19 protein-coding genes are annotated in these 16,201 nt (G+C 69.3%); 11 read left to right on the top strand and 8 right to left on the bottom strand.

Going from position 1 to position 16,201, the window contains the following annotated elements:
* The 6 genes from VH569_RS19885 to VH569_RS19910 all read right to left on the bottom strand — a co-directional run bounded on the left by VH569_RS19885 (position 1) and on the right by VH569_RS19910 (position 6,293).
* Positions 1 to 780: a glycosyltransferase family 2 protein gene (locus VH569_RS19885; RefSeq protein ID WP_423317250.1), complete on the bottom strand. Its 780-nt coding sequence runs from the start codon at positions 778 to 780 to the stop codon at positions 1 to 3.
* Positions 777 to 1,493, bottom strand: a complete 717-nt coding sequence (locus tag VH569_RS19890) for a TIGR04282 family arsenosugar biosynthesis glycosyltransferase (protein WP_423317252.1) — start codon at positions 1,491 to 1,493, stop codon at positions 777 to 779. The genes VH569_RS19885 and VH569_RS19890 overlap by 4 nt, the downstream gene beginning before the upstream one ends.
* Before the next feature lie 34 nt (positions 1,494 to 1,527).
* A complete protein-coding gene (locus tag VH569_RS19895) occupies positions 1,528 to 2,670 on the bottom strand; it encodes a trans-sulfuration enzyme family protein (protein ID WP_423317254.1) in 1,143 nt (380 codons plus the stop codon).
* 135 nt (positions 2,671 to 2,805) lie between these two features.
* Entirely contained in the window at positions 2,806 to 4,812 is a 2,007-nt protein-coding gene (locus tag VH569_RS19900; protein WP_423317256.1) for a hypothetical protein, read from the bottom strand.
* Between the two features lie 23 nt (positions 4,813 to 4,835).
* On the bottom strand, positions 4,836 to 5,627 hold the full coding sequence (locus tag VH569_RS19905; protein ID WP_423317257.1) for a molybdopterin-dependent oxidoreductase: 792 nt from the start codon (positions 5,625 to 5,627) through the stop codon (positions 4,836 to 4,838).
* A gap of 12 nt (positions 5,628 to 5,639) precedes the next feature.
* Positions 5,640 to 6,293 (bottom strand): cytochrome b/b6 domain-containing protein, encoded by a 654-nt coding sequence (locus VH569_RS19910; protein WP_423317259.1) that lies wholly within the window; start codon positions 6,291 to 6,293, stop codon positions 5,640 to 5,642.
* A gap of 235 nt (positions 6,294 to 6,528) precedes the next feature.
* Here VH569_RS19910 and VH569_RS19915 point away from each other — a divergent pair, with 235 nt between their 5' ends.
* From VH569_RS19915 to VH569_RS19925, 3 genes are all read left to right on the top strand, one after another.
* Complete coding sequence (locus VH569_RS19915; protein ID WP_423317261.1) at positions 6,529 to 6,897, top strand: PRC-barrel domain-containing protein; 369 nt, start codon at positions 6,529 to 6,531, stop codon at positions 6,895 to 6,897.
* A 323-nt stretch (positions 6,898 to 7,220) separates the two neighbouring features.
* The gene (locus VH569_RS19920) at positions 7,221 to 7,778 is read left to right on the top strand and encodes a sigma-70 family RNA polymerase sigma factor (RefSeq protein ID WP_423317262.1); all 558 of its coding nucleotides are present in this window, start codon (positions 7,221 to 7,223) and stop codon (positions 7,776 to 7,778) included.
* The gene (locus VH569_RS19925; protein WP_423317264.1) at positions 7,775 to 8,410 is read left to right on the top strand and encodes an NrsF family protein; all 636 of its coding nucleotides are present in this window, start codon (positions 7,775 to 7,777) and stop codon (positions 8,408 to 8,410) included. The genes VH569_RS19920 and VH569_RS19925 overlap by 4 nt, the downstream gene beginning before the upstream one ends.
* A 175-nt stretch (positions 8,411 to 8,585) precedes the next feature.
* Here VH569_RS19925 and VH569_RS19930 read toward each other — a convergent pair whose 3' ends face one another.
* Positions 8,586 to 8,987 carry a peroxiredoxin-like family protein gene (locus VH569_RS19930; protein ID WP_423317266.1) on the bottom strand — a complete coding sequence of 134 codons (402 nt, stop codon included), beginning with the start codon at positions 8,985 to 8,987 and terminating at the stop codon, positions 8,586 to 8,588.
* On the opposite strand from VH569_RS19930, the gene VH569_RS19935 reads away from it, so the two are divergent.
* Together VH569_RS19935 and VH569_RS19940 are read left to right on the top strand one after the other, a co-directional pair.
* Positions 8,955 to 9,374, top strand: a complete 420-nt coding sequence (locus VH569_RS19935) for a LysR substrate-binding domain-containing protein (protein WP_423317268.1) — start codon at positions 8,955 to 8,957, stop codon at positions 9,372 to 9,374. The two genes, VH569_RS19930 and VH569_RS19935, sit on opposite strands and share 33 nt — an antisense overlap.
* A gap of 79 nt (positions 9,375 to 9,453) precedes the next feature.
* A complete protein-coding gene (locus VH569_RS19940; RefSeq protein ID WP_423317269.1) occupies positions 9,454 to 10,233 on the top strand; it encodes a carboxymuconolactone decarboxylase family protein in 780 nt (259 codons plus the stop codon).
* Here the strand turns inward: VH569_RS19940 and VH569_RS19945 are convergent.
* Complete coding sequence (locus VH569_RS19945) at positions 10,122 to 11,042, bottom strand: LysR family transcriptional regulator (RefSeq protein WP_423317271.1); 921 nt, start codon at positions 11,040 to 11,042, stop codon at positions 10,122 to 10,124. The genes VH569_RS19940 and VH569_RS19945 overlap by 112 nt on opposite strands.
* 134 nt (positions 11,043 to 11,176) lie before the next feature.
* Between VH569_RS19945 and VH569_RS19950 the strand changes: the two genes are divergently transcribed.
* Genes VH569_RS19950 through VH569_RS19975 form a run of 6 tightly spaced genes read left to right on the top strand, consistent with a single transcriptional unit; the run spans position 11,177 to position 16,185 of the window.
* Positions 11,177 to 11,842 (top strand): peroxiredoxin-like family protein, encoded by a 666-nt coding sequence (locus VH569_RS19950; RefSeq protein WP_423317273.1) that lies wholly within the window; start codon positions 11,177 to 11,179, stop codon positions 11,840 to 11,842.
* Positions 11,843 to 11,895: 53 nt separating this feature from the next.
* Positions 11,896 to 12,210, top strand: a complete 315-nt coding sequence (locus VH569_RS19955; protein WP_423317274.1) for a DUF2282 domain-containing protein — start codon at positions 11,896 to 11,898, stop codon at positions 12,208 to 12,210.
* Positions 12,211 to 12,214: 4 nt separating this feature from the next.
* The gene (locus tag VH569_RS19960) at positions 12,215 to 13,132 is read left to right on the top strand and encodes a DUF692 domain-containing protein (RefSeq protein ID WP_423317276.1); all 918 of its coding nucleotides are present in this window, start codon (positions 12,215 to 12,217) and stop codon (positions 13,130 to 13,132) included.
* Positions 13,122 to 13,943, top strand: coding sequence for a putative DNA-binding domain-containing protein (locus VH569_RS19965; protein ID WP_423317278.1), 822 nt, complete (start codon positions 13,122 to 13,124; stop codon positions 13,941 to 13,943). Before VH569_RS19960 ends, VH569_RS19965 begins: the two co-directional genes overlap by 11 nt.
* On the top strand, positions 13,940 to 14,461 hold the full coding sequence (locus tag VH569_RS19970; protein WP_423317280.1) for a DoxX family protein: 522 nt from the start codon (positions 13,940 to 13,942) through the stop codon (positions 14,459 to 14,461). Before VH569_RS19965 ends, VH569_RS19970 begins: the two co-directional genes overlap by 4 nt.
* Positions 14,458 to 16,185, top strand: coding sequence for a methyl-accepting chemotaxis protein (locus VH569_RS19975; RefSeq protein ID WP_423317282.1), 1,728 nt, complete (start codon positions 14,458 to 14,460; stop codon positions 16,183 to 16,185). The genes VH569_RS19970 and VH569_RS19975 overlap by 4 nt, the downstream gene beginning before the upstream one ends.
* Positions 16,186 to 16,201 lie beyond the last annotated feature (16 nt).

Raw genomic sequence — 16,201 nt, forward strand, 5'->3', positions numbered from 1 at the left:
TTACCTCCGAACCATGGTCTGCGTCGGCCGGCCTCCGGCGTCGGCGGGCTTGGCGTTCACGGGCTTGGCGTTGTCGGGCTGCCGCCATGCAAGGCGGAGGAAGGTGGTCCCGATCTTCCAGGCGGCGGACAGGCTGGCGGCGAGGTTGCCGGACACCTTCGACCGGCCGCCGCGCCGGCAGCGGTGATCGACCGGGATCTCCCGGCAACGCAGGCCGGCCGCCGCCCGCATCTGCATCTCCAGGTTCCAGCCGTAGGTTTCCTCGGTCATGCCCAGCGCGCGCAGGCGGTCGACCCGCATCGCGCGCAAGGGCGACATGTCGGTGAAACGGACCCGGTAGGTCAGCCGCAGCAGCGCCCCGGCGATCCATCCCGCCACGATCTGCTGCGGCGTCATCGAGCCGCGCTCGCGTCGCCCGCGCAGGCGCGAGCCCATGACGAAGTCCGCCTCGCCGTCGGCGACCGGCCGGATGACCTGCGGGATGAAGCCGGGCACGTCGCTGCCGTCGCCGTCGAGGAAACAGACGATCTCCGTTCCGGGCCGGACGGCGGCCAGCCCGGCGGCGCAGGCGCGGCCGTAGCCGCGCACCGGCTGGATCACGACACGGGCGCCCGCCGCGGCGGCCCGCTCGGCGGTCCGGTCGGTGGAACCGTTGTCGACGACGATGACCTCGCCGACGCCCTCGGCCATCGCCTCCCGCACCACGTCGGCGATGGAGTCCTCCTCGTCGAGGCAGGGGATGACGACGGCCACGGTTTCAAGCGGCTGGGCGCTGCTCATGACGCCATCGCCGTCTGGCGGCGTCGCACGAACGCGCGGGTGCGTGGCGCCTCCTGCATCGGCCAACCCGCGGCGGAGAAGGGCGGTGGCCGGCCGTCGAGTTCATCCTCCAGCATGGCGTAGGACCGGGCATCGTCCACGTCGTACCAGGGGTCGAGCGCGATCACCGGAATGCCGAGCGTGCGCGCCCGCTCAAGCGTCAGGCTGTAGACCGTGTCGGTGCTCCAGGGGATGTCCACGAACAGTCCGGGATGGGGCCGCGACAGGCCGATGAGCGTGTAGCCGCCGTCGAGTGCCGGGCTGATGACGGCGTTGTCGCCGGACTTGAGCGCCTGGACCGCGGCGCGGAGGATGTGGCGCGGCAGGGTCGGGCTGTCGGAGTTGACGAGGATGGCGCCGGCATGGCCCTGCGCCAGAAGGTCGGTGATGCCCCGGTCCAGCCGCCGGCCCAGATCCCCCTCGCCCTGGAGGACCAGCCCGAATCCGTCGGGAAGCAGGTGCCGCAGCTCCTCTTCGGAGCCCGCCGGGGTATAGACCGCATAGCCGGGCGCGTCGCCCCCCTCTGACAGGCCGGCGATGGTCGCGGCCAGATCGGCGATGAAGCAGCCGGAGATTTCGGCACAGTCCTCCGGCGGCAGGGGCGGCGACAGCCGGGTCTTGGACTTGCCGGGGCTGGGCGTCTTGCAGATGATGGCCACCGCTATGGTCGTCATGGGTCGGGTCTCCGCCGGAATGAGGGAGGACTGATCAGCTGATGGGGGCGAGCGCCTGCTCCAGGTCGCCGAACAGGTCGTCCGGGTCTTCGAGCCCGACCGACAGGCGCAGCAGATCGTCGGGGCAGGGCGATCCCTCGCCCTCGATCGAGGACCGGTGCTCGATGAGGCTTTCGATGCCGCCGAAGGAGGTCGCCCGCCGCCAGAGATGGACATTGGCCGCCACCTTCACCGCCGCCGCCGCCCCGCCCCTGACGCGGATGGACAGCATGCCGCCGAAGCCGCCGGACATCTGGCGGGCGGCGATGGCGTGGCCGGGATGGTCGGCAAGGCCGGGATAGAGCACGGTGGACAGCGCCGGATGGCTGGCCAGCCGGCCGGCCAGGGTCGCGGCGCTGCGGCTCTGCTCGCGCACCCGCAGGTCGAGCGTCCGCAGGCCGCGCATCAAGAGCCAGGCGTCGAACGGACCGGGCGTCGTGCCGTGCTGGTCGCGGATGGCCGCGATCCGGTCCCACAAACCCGATGGGGCCGAGGCCGCGAGGGCGCCGGCGACCACATCGGAGTGACCGTTGAGGTATTTGGTCGCGGAATGCATCACGATGTCGGCGCCGCAATCGAGCGGCCGGGTCAGCACGGGCGTGACAGCCGTGGAATCGACGCAGACCAACGCACCCGCGCGGTGCGCAAGTTCGGCGACGGCGGCGATGTCGGTGACGGTCCAGAGCGGGTTGCTCGGCGTTTCGATCCAGACAATGCCGGTGCGGCCCGGCCGGATGGCGCGGCCGACGGCGTCGAGGTCGGCCATGTCGGCGAAGGTCACCTCGTGCCCGTAGCGATGGGCCTCGGCGAGCCAGACATGCAGCCCCCAATACATGTGCCGCGGAGCGACGATGTGGGTGGGCGACGCCGCCAGGAACAGGGTGGTGGCGGCCGCCATGCCCGAGCCGAAGAGCAGCGCCTCGCGGGCGTGTTCCAGGTCGGCGATCTGACGCTCCGCCTGCTGGACCGACGCGTTGTCCTTGCGCCCGTAGACGTGGCCGGAGCTGTAGCCGTTGTCCGCGTCGCGCACGTAGGTGGCGCTCACGTCGATGGGCGGCGTCAGCGAGGCGGCCAGGGAACGGCCGGCGCCCAGGGCCCGCGCTGTCAGCGTGCGTGGCATCGGTGTGCGTGGCGTCAAGATTGAGGGCCTCAGGATGTTGCTCCGGTGGTCGCCGATGGGGGGGATCGTGGGGCGAAACGGATGGCTCATGGGGGGATACGGTGGTTGGCGGCCCGTCGTTACAGCCCGGTCGGATTTATTTCGGGGCCGTGTTCAGTTGCCTGCCATCCGGGGGTCGGCACTGTAGATCCGCCACAGGCCGGGTTCGGTTTCGGCGAGGCGGTAGAAGGGGCTTGCGGCGAAGGGGTCATGGCTCCAGGCGCCGTCGAAGACCGTGACCGCCACCACGTCGCAGCGATGGGTCCGTGCGAGTGCCCGGATGTCGTCCGGCGTCCCGTCACCGGCGAAGACCCGTCGGAACTGGTCGGCGACCGCCGTCCGCCGCTCGGACGACAGGGCGGCGAAGGCGATGGCCAGTTCGTTCCCGGCGAAGCAGGATCGGCGGTTGGCGAACAGCGCCCAGGACAAATTCACCGGCCAGGGCGTCATGTCGGCGAACAAGGCGGGGTTGCTGGCGACCCGGGCGTCGGGCGGCGCATGGCGCCGGACCGCCTGCCACAGGGCCGGCGACCGCGCGAACGCGGCGGCCGAGGGGGAGGGCTTGCCCACCAGATTCTCGGTGGCGAGGCGCAGCCCGTCGGGCAGCGTCGCCGTCGCGGCGGCCATCGCCAGGACCAAAGGGAGCGCCGCCCGCCGCTCCATGCAGCGGGCCAGCCCGGCCGCGGCGGCGGCCGTCAGCACCATCAGACCGGGCAGCACGGCACGCCAGCCGAGATCGTTGTTCACACCGGTTGTGCTGACGAGCAGCCAGCCCGTGCCGAGGCTGGCTGCCGTCAGGATGGCGAGGGCGCGGACGAGCGGGCCATCCGGCGGCGCGTCCGGCCGTGCCGCCATCCGCGCGAGCGTGATGGCCCCCGCGAGATAGACGAGCGGAAACTCGACGACCAGCAGCACCAGCCAGTAGGCCGGCACGTCGAGCACCCGGCCGAGCGGTTGGGGCAGGGCAGGCCCCAGCACTTCGAAGGGATCGATGGCGATGAGACGGCCGCCACCCCGGGCAACGGCGCTGCGATACTGCTCGACCAGAAGCGGGGAGGCGATGGCGATGGCGACGACCGCCGCGATGCCGCCGAGCAGGAGGAAGGTCCCCGCCCCGCCGGCCGGGTGGGAGCGAGCCGGGCGGGAGCGTGCCAGGAAAAGGGCGCATCCGGCGGCGGCCAGGGCGAAGACCACCCCGCCGACCCAGATCGAACTCTGGTAGGCCGCCGCCGCCAGCAGCGCCAGGGTGACGGTCGTGAGCGCTCCGGGCTGCCGGGCGAGCCGGACCATGGTCATCACCGCCACCACGACGCAGCCCGCGGCCTGGACATGGTGCGGGCTCCAGCTTGTCTGGAACAGCCATCCGGCGAGCCCGGTGGCAGGCTGCAGCCAGTGTTCAAGCGTCTCCTCACCGACCATTGCGGCCAGGACCGGCCGCAGCGAACCAAGGCCGCTGAGGCCGATCGCGAGGAAGGGGGCGAGGCTGCTGCCGCTGAAGTGACAGGCGAGCCCGGCCATCAGCAGCAGGGTCGAGAAGGCGGTCAGCCAGCTTGCCGCCGCGTCGGCCTCCCAGCCGGTCGCGCCGGTGAGTTGGGCAAGCTGCGCGGCGCCGAACTGCCAGAGATAGTAGTAGGCGACCCCGGCCGGCGCCTCCGCCCCGCCATAGACCGGGTTGACCGGCGGAACGCCCTCCCGGACGATCTGGTCGATCAGCGCGATCTTCGCGTGATCGAAGAGTGCCGGCGCCACGGCGACGCCGTCGCCGGTGAATTTCGGCAGCACCGCAAGCGCCGGTCCGGCCGCCATGATCGCGGCGGCGAGACAGACCCACAGGGTGAGGGGCGGGATGCTTTGGTCGCTCCCGCTGCCGTCTCGACGGCCCCGCAGGAGCCCGGCCGCACAGATCAGGGCCACGGCGCCGACGGTCGCAACGGGCGAGAATCCGACGACGAGCGAGAGCAGCAGGGCCAGGGCGTTCTGCACCGCCCAGCCCAGGACGGGCGCCAGCGCCAAGGCGACGGCACGGTCGAACGCCAGCGACCGCGCGAGCGCGTAGCCGCTGGCCATCCACAGGACAAGGCCGGTCGCGATGCAGAGGGCGGCGAGGGACAGCGAAGGCACGATTTATCCGGCTTCCGGCATGGTCAAAGCCCGCTGAACCAGTTGAAGCCCTGCTTCTCCCAGAAACCGGGTGAGTAGCTGTTGGTGACCTCGATGGCACGGATCCATTTCGGGTTCTTGAAGCCGAGCTTCACCGCCGTGCGCAGGCGCAGAGGAAAGCCGAAGGGATCGGTGATCGGCTCGCCCGCGTATCTGGTGGCCAGGATGGTCTGGGGGTGCAGAGCCGAGGGCATGTCGATGCTCTCCATGTAATCGTCGTTCCCGTGGAAGACGACGTATCTGGCGGTCAGGTCCGCCCCCACCCGTGTGAGGAAGTCGCGGAGGTTGGGTCCCGACCACTGGCCGATGTAATCCCAGCCCTCGACGCAGATGTGCTTGATGATTTCTTCCTGTTCCGGCAGGGCGTAGATCCGCTCCAGGCTCCAGGGCCGCTTGTCGGCGATCAGTCCGCTCAGCTCCAGGTTCCAGCCGTCGATGTCGACCGGCTTCAGGTCCTCGATCTCGTAATAGGCGTTGAAGCGCGGCGGCTTCACGACCTGGGACGCGGCATAGGTCGGTGCCAGCTTGTTCGGATCGAACAGCAGGGCCTGGACCCCGTCGTTGAAGCCGGACACAGCCCGGAGAACGGTTTGGACGGCATCGCGGTCGGAGATGTTGCAGCCGGTCAGCATCGTCAGGGCGCCGAGGCTGAGGGTGCCGCGCAGCAGCTTGCGGCGGTCGATCGTCTCGACGAGTCCGCGGTGTTCGGCGAGGATGCTCCGGTCCGGTCCGCGTTGCGGCCGGAAGAGCGAGGTGAAGGGGCGGCGCAGAGGCATGGTCGGCATCCGTCACGGGTTCGAGGCTTGGGAGGGCGTCACCGGAGTCTCCCGGTCGGCATCGAGGCGCGGTCCGCCGGTCAGCATGCCGAGAAGGGTCCGCGGCACCAGGATCGCCAGCGAGACATGGACCAGGACGAACAGCAGGATGGCCGTCATTCCGGCGAAATGGGCCAGACGCGCCCCCTGGAAGTCGTAGAAGAGCGTCACGAGGAAAGAGAATTGCACCGGCTTCCAGATGGCGAGGCCGGAAACGACCTGAAGCGCCACCACGAGGATCACGCCGACATAGAGACTCTTCTGGACGGCGTTGTAGTGGGTGAGGTCGGCGTGCTTGAGGCGGAATCTCAAGGCGGCCACGGCCTCGCGGACCAGTTCACGCGGAGATATCGGGAAAAACAGCCGGCGGAACCGGCCGGACAGGATGCCGTAGGTCAGATAGGCGAGCCCGTTCAGCACCAGGATCCACATGCCCAGGAAATGCCATTGCAGGGCGTGCTGCGCCCATATGCCGAGCACGATCTCCTCGGGGAAATGCAGAAAGCCGAACAGAACCTCGTCGTTGTAGATCTTCCATCCGCTCATGATCATGACGATCATCGCCGCCGCGTTCGTCCAATGCATCAGCCTGACCACAAGCGGATGCATGATTCTTGAAGATTTCATTTTCGGTTATCTCCTTATTTATTTGGAAGATATTTATATTCTACGTCGAATATTGACGTAGATCGTTGGATGATCTATTTCTTTGTTCAAATCTTCCAGTTTTCCATGAGGCATCATCATGCGATCCGCCATGGCTGTCCTTTTTCTCGCTGCGATGACTCTGGGCCCGATCCGAAGCCCGGCCCATGCCGACGATGCCAAGCCCAAGCGAGCGGAGGGAGGAGCCCACACCCAGATGCAGCCGGAGACGGACAGCTCGACGCCGGAGGAGCGGATGAAGCGGCGCTTCCCGCAGAAAGTCCGGGTCGGCGATCTGCGGGGACTTCCCCTGCTCGACGAGGACGATCGTACGCTTGGCCATGTGACGGAGGTGGTTCGGATGCCGAACGGCAGGATCGTGCTGGTGTCGCGGTGCGACGACTGGTTCGGCCACGGCGGGCGTCTGGTCGGCATCCCCATCGAGACGGTGGCGATCCTCGCGCGGCACCTGAATGTCCTGGACATTCCCAGGAAGGATTTCCCCTCGCTTCCCAGCTGGAAAGAGGCGGACGGCGCCGTGATCGCCGACGACGACATCATCCGCATCGCCATCTCCCGCCGTTGAGGACGGGCGCCCCCCGTTGCGCCGTGCGCCATCAATGTGTCCGGTCGGCATTCCCGATCTCCGCGTTCCCTGGGGCGGGGAGACCGGTCCATCGAGGCCGGGAGTATCCCCCTTCAGGTCCTTACGCCGCGAAGCACGGGTTCGTTACAAAGCCTGCGTTGGCAAAAACACACGGAAACCGGAAGCTGAAAGCCGTACGAGCGCGCAGGCCGGCTTTCTGCCGATCACGCCTTTGTGACCGACGGTGATTTCGCGATTCGGATCGGGTGCAATACAATGAAGCCTCGGCCTGACCGCCATCGCATCCGGACCGGGGGACGAGCATGTGGAACCAGGGATTGGAGCAGGAATGGGCGGACCTGATGCGTATGGCGCTGGCAGGCGATTCCGGTGCCTACCGCCAGTTCCTGCTCTGCATCACTCCGCATCTGCGGGCGATGGCGCGGTCGCGCTGCCGGGCATTGGGGGCGCCGGACAGCGAGACCGAGGACATCGTGCAGGAGGTTCTGCTGGCGATCCATCTCAAGCGTGGGAGTTGGGATTCGTCACGGCCGATCGGTCCCTGGATTGGGGCGATCGTCCGCAATAAGATCATCGATGCGCTGCGCCGGAGGGGCCGGCGGACGAATGTGCCGATTGAGGACGTCATGGACACGTTAGCGGCCGAGGAGCAGGCCGGGGGCTTGGCGCAGCTGGACATCGACAGCCATCTGGCCACCCTGAAGCGGCGCCAGCAGGACATCGTCCGCTCGATCTCTATCGATGGCGACAGCATCCGCGAAACGGCCAACCGCTTCAAGATGACCGAGGGCGCAGTGCGCGTCGCGCTGCACCGGGCGCTGAAGTCCCTGGCGCAGCTGTGCCGGATCCAGTCGACATGAGGACGGAGGATTTGATCGACCGGCTGGCGCTCGACCCGCCGCCGCGTTTCGGCTTCGGTACGGCCTTCCTGACGGCGACCCTGCTGAGCATTCTCGTTGCCGGCGGCGTCTTCCTCGCCGTGATCGGGATCCGGCCGGACATCGGACGGGCGGCGGAGAGCGCACGTTTCCTGTTCAAGTTTGTCGCGACGATGCCGTTGGCCCTGGGTGCCCTGGGCGTCGCCCTGCGCCTGAGCCGGCCGGGAATGGCGGCTGGCGGTTGGCGGCTGGTGCTTGGCGCCGTTCCGGTCCTCCTGGCGGCTGCGGTCGCGCTGGAGCTTCATCAGGTTCCGGCGACCCTTTGGCAGTCGCGCCTCGTCGGCGCCAACGCCGGCTTCTGCCTGAGCCTGATCCCTCTGATGGCCATTGGGCCGCTTGCCCTCCTGATCGGCGTGATGCGGCGGGGCGCTCCGGAGCGGCCGGCGCTGGCGGGCGGGTTCGCCGGTCTGGCAGCGGGCGGCATCGCGGCCACCTTCTACGCGTTGCATTGCCCCGACGACAGCCCGCTTTTCGTGGCGGCTTGGTATTCCGCCGCCATCCTCGTCATGGGGGTTGCGGGCTGTCTCGCCGGACGCCGGTTCCTGAAATGGTGAACCGCACCGGCGGTTCTGCGCAGGCACACGGCTTGGTTCGTCGCTTAGAGTCTGTCTGATGCTTATTGAAGCACCAGACAGACTCTAACCTTTTGGTTTTCCGTGTGATTCACGCTTCAAGCGATTCCGCTTGAACCGATCACACTCTAAAGGACGAGGTTGTGATCGCCGGAGATCAGGCGGCCGCCGTCCGGCTGGCGCCGCGCAGGGCCGGCAGCATGTCCTCGGGTTCGGGGCGGCGGGTGTAGTCCGGATTGACCTCGGCGTAGAGGATCGTGCCATCCTGGCCGATGACGAAGCGGGCCGGCATCGGCAGGGTCCAGCTCGGGTCGCCGTTGAACGCCGGCAGGTCGTTCTTCAGCCCCTTGTAGAGTTCGACCAGATAATCGGGCAGCGCAAAGCGCAGGCCGAACGCGGCGGCGACGTCGTTGTGCGGATCCGAGAGGATCGGGAAGCCGAGCGCGTTCTGGCGCACCGACTTGCGGCTGTTCGGGGCAGTCTGTGGCGAAATGGCGAGCAGGTTTGCTCCGAGCGATTGGAAGGCGTGCCGCGGACTCCGGCCGACCTCGCCGATCATGATGCGGTGGTCTATAGCCAGCTCAGCAACGGCTGGGCATTCCGGCAGGGCGGGACCGAAGCGTCGGTCGTGGTGCGCGGCCGCCTACGGGTCAGCGCGGCGGAAGGGATCCGGGCAGCGGTTCTGGCCGATCTGGGGCTGGCGGTCGCGTCCGACTGGATGTTCGGTCCCGAGCTGGCCGACGGGTCGGTGCGGCGCGTGCTGGAAGACTGGACGCTGCCGCCGATCGATTTGTGGGCGGTGTTCCCCACCGGCCGGCTGGCCAGCACCAAGGCGCGCGCCTTCGCGGAGTTCGTCGCCGGCATCGTGAACGGCGAAGGGGCGCCGGCGGAGGAAGCGGACTTGTGTGGAGGTCATTCCCAGCAGGATCATTCCCAGGAGGCATAGGCATTAGTCGCGCGGCCCGCCTACGCGCCGCCCCCGCAATGGGTCAGGGTCCGTCCCGTCGGAACAAGGAACCGTCACCATGACCCAGTTCACCAGCCACACCCTCGACACCGCCCCGGATGCCGCAAAGCCGATTTTCGAGAGCGTGAAGGCCGCTTTCGGCTTCGTGCCCAACCTGCAGTCCTATATGGCGGAATCGCCGGAACTGCTGGCCGGCTACACGGCGCTGTGGGACCTGTTCTCCAGGACCACGCTCACCACGTATGAGCAGCAGGTCGTCTATCTGACCGCCAATTTCGAGAACGAGTGCCACTACTGCATGGCCGGCCACACCACGCTCGCCCGGATGCAGAAGATGGGCGAGGACGTGATCGCCGCGCTGCGCGCCGGCAGCGAACTGCCCGATACCCGGCTGGAGGCGCTGCACCGCTTCGCCACGCTGGTGGTGCGCAATCGCGGCTGGGTCGCCGACGCGGACGTCGATGCCTTCCTGGCGGCCGGCTTCACCCGCCGCAACGTGCTGGAGGTAGTGCTCGGCGTCGCCACCAAGGTGATGAGCAACTACACCAACCACATCACCCACACGCCGCTCGACGCCTTCATGAAGGGCAACGAGTGGAGCAAGCCCGCCGTCGCCCGACGCAAGGCACAGCGCTGTTCCTGTCCCCATCCGACAGGTCCCATTCCCACAATCGATCCATACGGAGCTGACATGATTCTCTCTGGGAAACCCGGCCTGTCGCAGTCTCAAGCGCCGGAGGTGTCGATCGGGTCGGCTGATTCCGGTTTGTTCAATCCGGTGAGCAGATGCTCGATGAAGCTGCGCACCTTCGGCGAGACGTGGCGGGTCGCCGGGTAGACGACATGGATGGCCTCGTCCGTCACCTCCAGTTCGGACAGGAGCGGGACGAGGCGGCCGGCGCGGATGTCCTCCTCGACGATGAAGTCGGCCAGCCGCGCCAGCCCCAGCCCGCCCACCGCGGCATGGCGCAGCAGCCACAGGCTGTCGGCCTGGAAACTGCCGGACGGCCGCAGGATCTCGCGCCGGTCGCCGGCCATGAATTCCCATTCCGTCCGTCCGGAACCCGACAGCAGCGTCAGGCACTCATGACGGACGAGATCGGCCGGCGACTGCGGTACGCCACGCCGCTCCAGATAGTCCGGACTGGCCACCACATGGCGGCGCAACGGCCGCAGCCGGCGGGCGATCAGGCTGGAGTCGGCCAGCCGTCCGGCGCGGATCGCCAGATCGAACCCCTCCTCGACCAGCCGCTGCACGCGGTCGTTCAGGCTGACCTCCAGCGACACGCCGGGGTAACGGCGCAGATAGGAGGCCAGCAGCGGCGCCACCCGCATCTGCCCGAACAGCACCGGCATGGTGATGCGCAAGGTGCCGCGCGGCTCCTCACCCATCTCGGTCAGCGACTGTTCCGCTTCGTCCAACGCCGCCAGGATGGCGCGGGCCCGCAGGCAGAAGGTGGCGCCGGCGTCGGTCAGCGCGATCCGCCGCGTCGTGCGCGCCAGCAGGCGGGTGCCCAGCCGGTTCTCCATCTGGGCGATGCGCCGGCTGATCGCCGACGCGGAGAGACCCAGCCGCTCCGCCGCCGCAGACAGGCTGCCGCTGTCCACCACCTCGACCAGCACCGTCAGATCATCCAGCCGGTCCATGCGTCCTCCGCGTCCATTAGGCCCGTGCGCATTCTTGCGTTCTGCGCAAAGATATTGTGCGTGTCCCCATATGTTTCACAAGTCCGGCTTTTGACAGGATCGGAGCAACGGACACGCCGGCAGGGAATTGCCCAATGCGCCTTCAACGCCAACTCCGCAACATCCGGGCGCAGGCCGGCAAGACCCTGCCACCGCGGGTGATGGCGATGATGGACCGGGTCATTGCCGATCTGAAGGCGCGCGGGGTCGAGCTGGGGGCGTTGCGCCCCGGACTTCAGGCTCCCGACTTCGCCCTGCCGAACCATTTGGGCCGCACGGTCTCCCTCTACGAGACGCTGGAACGGGGGCCGGTCATCCTGCTGTTCTATCGCGGCGAGTGGTGTCCCTATTGTTGCGCCCAGCTCAGGGCCATGCAGCTGGCGCTGCCGCAATTGACCGCCGGGGGCGCCCGGCTGGTGGCGGTGTCGCCCGAATTGCCCGACCACAGCCTGACGCTGGCGGAGCGCAACGCGCTGGATTTCGACATCCTGTCCGACCAGGGGGCGATGGTGGCCCGCAGCTACGGCCTCGTCTTCCGTGTGCCGGACGAGCTGCGCGATCTCTACCGCGACCGCGGCCTCGACCTCAACGCCCGCCAGGGCCGCCCGCCCGGAGAGCCCTGGCAGCTGCCGATCCCGGCGACCTACCTGCTGTCGCCAAGCGGCGTCGTGCGCTTCGCCGCCATCGACGCCGACTTCACCCAACGCCCGGAGCCGCAGGCGCTCGTCGATCTGCTGCACGACCGCGTCCCGGCGTCCTGACCGGCGCCAGCCTTTCCAAAACCCCAGTCATCCCGCAACGGAGGAACACGACCATGACCGCCACCAAGACCCCCGCGAAGACGTTGGCCCTGCTCCCGATCGCCGGCGCCCTGGCCGGCGCGCTTACCGGTGCCATGGCCCTGATGGCCGGCCCGGCCGCCGCGCAGTCCAACATGGAGAAATGCTATGGCATCTCCAAGCCGGGCGAGAATGGCTGCGCCCATGCCAAGGGCCTGCATTCCTGCGCCGGCAACAGCAACCTGACCTTCGACGGCGGCGACTGGAAACTGGTGAAGGCCGGCTCCTGTGCCGAGGAAATGGGATCGCTGAAGCCGTTCGACGGCGCCAACACCAAGAAGAAGGGCTGAGGCGATGGCCGCGGCGGCGCCCTCCACGCTCCCCCGGCCGGTGCCGGTCGCCGCCGGCATCGGCCTGCGCGAGCCGCATCGGGAGGCGTTCGTCGCGGCCGGCTGTCCCATTCCCTGGCCCATCCCCTGGGTCGAGATCCATCCGGAAAACTATCTGGTTCCCGGCGGCCCGCGTCTGGCCGGCATCTTGCGGGTCCGCCGCGACATGGCCGTGAGCTGCCACGGCGTCGGCCTGTCGCTGGGCAGTGCCGGCGGTCTCGACCCCGACCATCTGATGCGGCTGCGTGCCCTCTACGACCGGCTGGAGCCGGGGCTGATCTCCGAACATCTGTCCTGGAGCGTCACCGACGCCATCTACCTCAACGACCTGCTGCCGCTGCCCTATACCGAGGACAGCCTGGACCGGGTCCGCCGCAACATCGACCACGCCCAGGACGCTTTCGGCCGGCGCATCCTGGTCGAGAATCCGGCGGCCTGCCTCGCCTTCGCCGACAGCCTCATTCCCGAAGCCGAATTCCTGGCGGAACTGGCCGCCCGCACCGGCTGCGGCCTGCTGCTCGACGTCAACAACCTCTACGTTTCCTCGGCCAATCTCGGCTTCGACCCGTCGGCATGGCTCGACGCCATCCCGGCGGAGGCGGTCGGTGAACTGCATCTGGCCGGTCACGCCCGCATGACGCTCGGCGGCGAGGAGCTGCTGATCGACGACCATGGCAGCGCGGTCGGCGAGCCCGTGATGGCGCTCTGCGCCGAGGTGCTGGACCGCATCGGCCCGCGGCCGGTGCTGATCGAATGGGACAACGACCTGCCGCCGCTCGACGGGCTTCTGGCCGAGGCGGGCAGGGCGCAGCGGCTGCTCGATGCCCGGATGCGGCAAGTTCAAACGCCGGCAAAGATCGCGGAGGTCCATCGTGCCGGCTGACGCGAAACTTGCTGGTTTTCAGCGCGACTTCGCCGCCTATCTGCTGCGCGGCGATCCGGCGGTCGCCGGGGCCCTGCGCCCGGATTTGCCGGCCGGGCGGCTGGCGGTCTACCGCAACACGGTGATGGGGTCGCTGGCCGCCGTTCTCGGCCATGCCCATCCCACCCTGCGTCGGGTACTGGGCGCCCAATCGGGCGAGCAGCCCTTCACCATGCTCGCCTGCCGCTTCGCGGCGGAGGCACCGCCCCGCCTGCCAATGCTGTGGAGCTACGGCGCCGGCTTCGCCGATTGGCTTGCCGATCTTGAACCGGCCGCCGAAATCCCAGCCTGGGCGCCCGACCTCGCCCGGCTCGACTGGGCGATGCACGAGGCGCTGTTCGCCGCCGACGCCGAACCGCTCGACCTCGCCCGCCTCGCCGCCATCCCGCCGGACCAGGCGGGCTCCCTGCGGCTGGCGCCGCACCCGTCGCTGCGGCTGGTGCGGTCGGGCTGGAACATCCATGCGCTGTGGAAGGATGCCGCCGCGACACCGGCGCCCCTGCCGGAAGCGGTCCTGATCGGCCGGGTTCCCGGCGACGGAGACGATTGCGGCGAAGGCGAGGTGCGCTGCACCCGGCTGACCGCGGCCGACGGCGCGCTCGCCGCCGGGCTGCTGGCCGGTGCCACCCTGGATGAGGCCACCGCGGACGAGGCGGCCGCCGGCGCCGACCTCCAATCCCTGCTGGCGCTGCTGTTGCAGAACCGGCTGCTGGCCGGCTTCGCGCTGGACCGGCCTCCCTCCCTCACCGGACGCGAAGGGAACGACCCATGACGTCATCGCCCGCAAGTCCCCGGACGCCTTCCTGGGCGCAGCATCCCTCCGGGCTCGCCCGGCTGTCGGACCTCCGCGACCATGGCGCCGGATGGCTCGACCGGTATGCGGCCCCCCTGCTCGACCTTGCCGTCCGGCTGACGATGGCGCCGATCTTCTTCCGCTCCGGCCTGCAGAAGGTCGGCGACTGGCCGGCCACCCTCTTCCTGTTCCAGGAGGAATACCGGGTGCCGCTGCTGCCGCCGGATATCGCCGCCCTGCTGGCCGCCGCCACCGAGCTGACCATGCCGGTCCTGCTGGTGCTGGGTCTGGCGACGCGGCTGGCGGCGCTGCCGCTGCTGGCGATGGCGCTGACGATCCAGTTCGTGCTGGGTGCCGCAAACCCGGCCTTCAGCAACCCGCAGCATTATTTCTGGATGCTGCTCCTCGCCGGCCTGATCGTTCGCGGCGGCGGACGGCTGTCGGTCGACCGCTGGCTCCTTCACCTCAGCCGCCGCCGGATGGGAGACCGTCAATGACCGCCGTCGAAAACAGGCACCAGAACAGGTTTCCGCTCTCCGCTCACCGGCGGATCGCCCGGCTCGGCTGGCTGCTGTCGTCCGGGCTGGTCGCCGTGCTGGCGCTGGTGCTGGCGGTCAGCCTCGTCACCGTGCAGGGCATCCGGCAGGTCGACGAGCGCTGGAACGCCTACGACCTGGGCGCCGCGGCCAAGGCCGACGCCCTGTCCGACCTGCGCGGCGCGCTGGGCTTCGGCGGGGTGATCCACCGCTTCGGCGACTATCTGCTGACGGGCGATCCCGCCCGCGCCGCCGACGTCCGGCAGAGCCTGAAATCCGCTGCCGCCAATCTGGAGGTCTACCGCTATGCCGGCGAGCTGAGCGTGGCGGAAGAAAAGGCCCTCGACAGCATCGCCGCGGCGATGGCGCAAATGGACAGCAAGCTGACGGAGGCGGAGGCCGCGGTGGCGGCGCACACCCCGCTCGACCGGCTGGCCCGCACCGCGGCACTCGACACCGCGCCGGCGGTGGCGGCGATGCGGACGCTGAACGGCGAGCTGACGCGGGCGCGCGCCGCTCTCGGCGAGGCCAACCGCCAGGGAATCGCCGGGCTGACCGGCACGGTGCTGACCGGCGGCAGCGTGGCGCTGGTGCTGCTGGTCGCCATCGCCGGCCTGTTCCTGTGGTTCACCCATCACCGCATCGTCCGTCCGCTGGCCCGGCTTGCCGCCCATATGCAGCGGCTGGCCGGCGGCGATCTGGACGGCGCCGTGCCGCTGGTCGGCCGCCGCGACGAAATCGGCGCCATGGCCGGCACCGTCGAGGTGTTCCGCGACGGGCTGGTCCGGCTGCGCGCCGCCGGGGATCGCGAACGTGCCGAAGCCGAAGAGGCCCGCCGGCGCCAGGAGGCGCTGGAACGCAACCTTCGTTCCTTCGAGGCGGAGATCGGCACGCTGGCCGCCGCGCTGGCCGGGCGGGCCGGCACGCTTCACCGCACCGGGCAGGATCTGGCCTCCTCCTCCAGCCGGACCATCGGCAGCACGCAGGAGGTCTCGGCCGCCGCCGCCCGCACCGCCGGAACGGTCCAGGCGGTCGCCGCCGCCACCGAGGAGCTGTCGGCCTCCATCGCCGGGATCGGCCAGCGGGTGCAGGGCTCGGTCGCCATGACCACGGCGGCGGTCGAACAGGCCGACCGCTCCTCCGCCACCGTCGCCAGCCTCGCCGAGGCGGTGCAGCGCATCGGCGAGGTGGTCGGGCTGATCAACGCCATCGCCAGCCAGACCAACCTCCTGGCGCTGAACGCCACCATCGAGGCCGCCCGCGCCGGCGAGGCCGGCAAGGGCTTCGCCGTGGTGGCGCAGGAGGTGAAGAACCTCGCCAACCAGACCGCCCGGGCGACCGAGGACATCACCCAGCAGATCGCGACGATCCGCAGCGCCACCGACGGCGCGGTCGACGCCATCCAGGGCATCGGCGGCAGCCTGGGGCAGGTCTGCCGCATGGCGCAGGAGATCGCCGACGCCGTCACCCAGCAGGACGAGGCGACGCGCGAGATCGCCCGCAACATCCAGGAGACCGCCGGTGCGGCCGGCGCGGTCAGCGCCGCGATTTCCGAGGTTGCACAGGCAGCCGAACAGGCCGGAATGGTTGCGGAAAGCATGTTCTCCTCCGCACAATCGCTCGGCAGCGAGACCAAGCGGCTGGAAGGGGCGGCGCACAGCTTCTCCCAGGCGTTGCGCGCGTGATTTCCAGAGGGTGGGG

It is taken from the genome of Azospirillum sp. 11R-A (assembly GCF_049472615.1).
Lineage (GTDB): Bacteria > Pseudomonadota > Alphaproteobacteria > Azospirillales > Azospirillaceae > Azospirillum > Azospirillum palustre.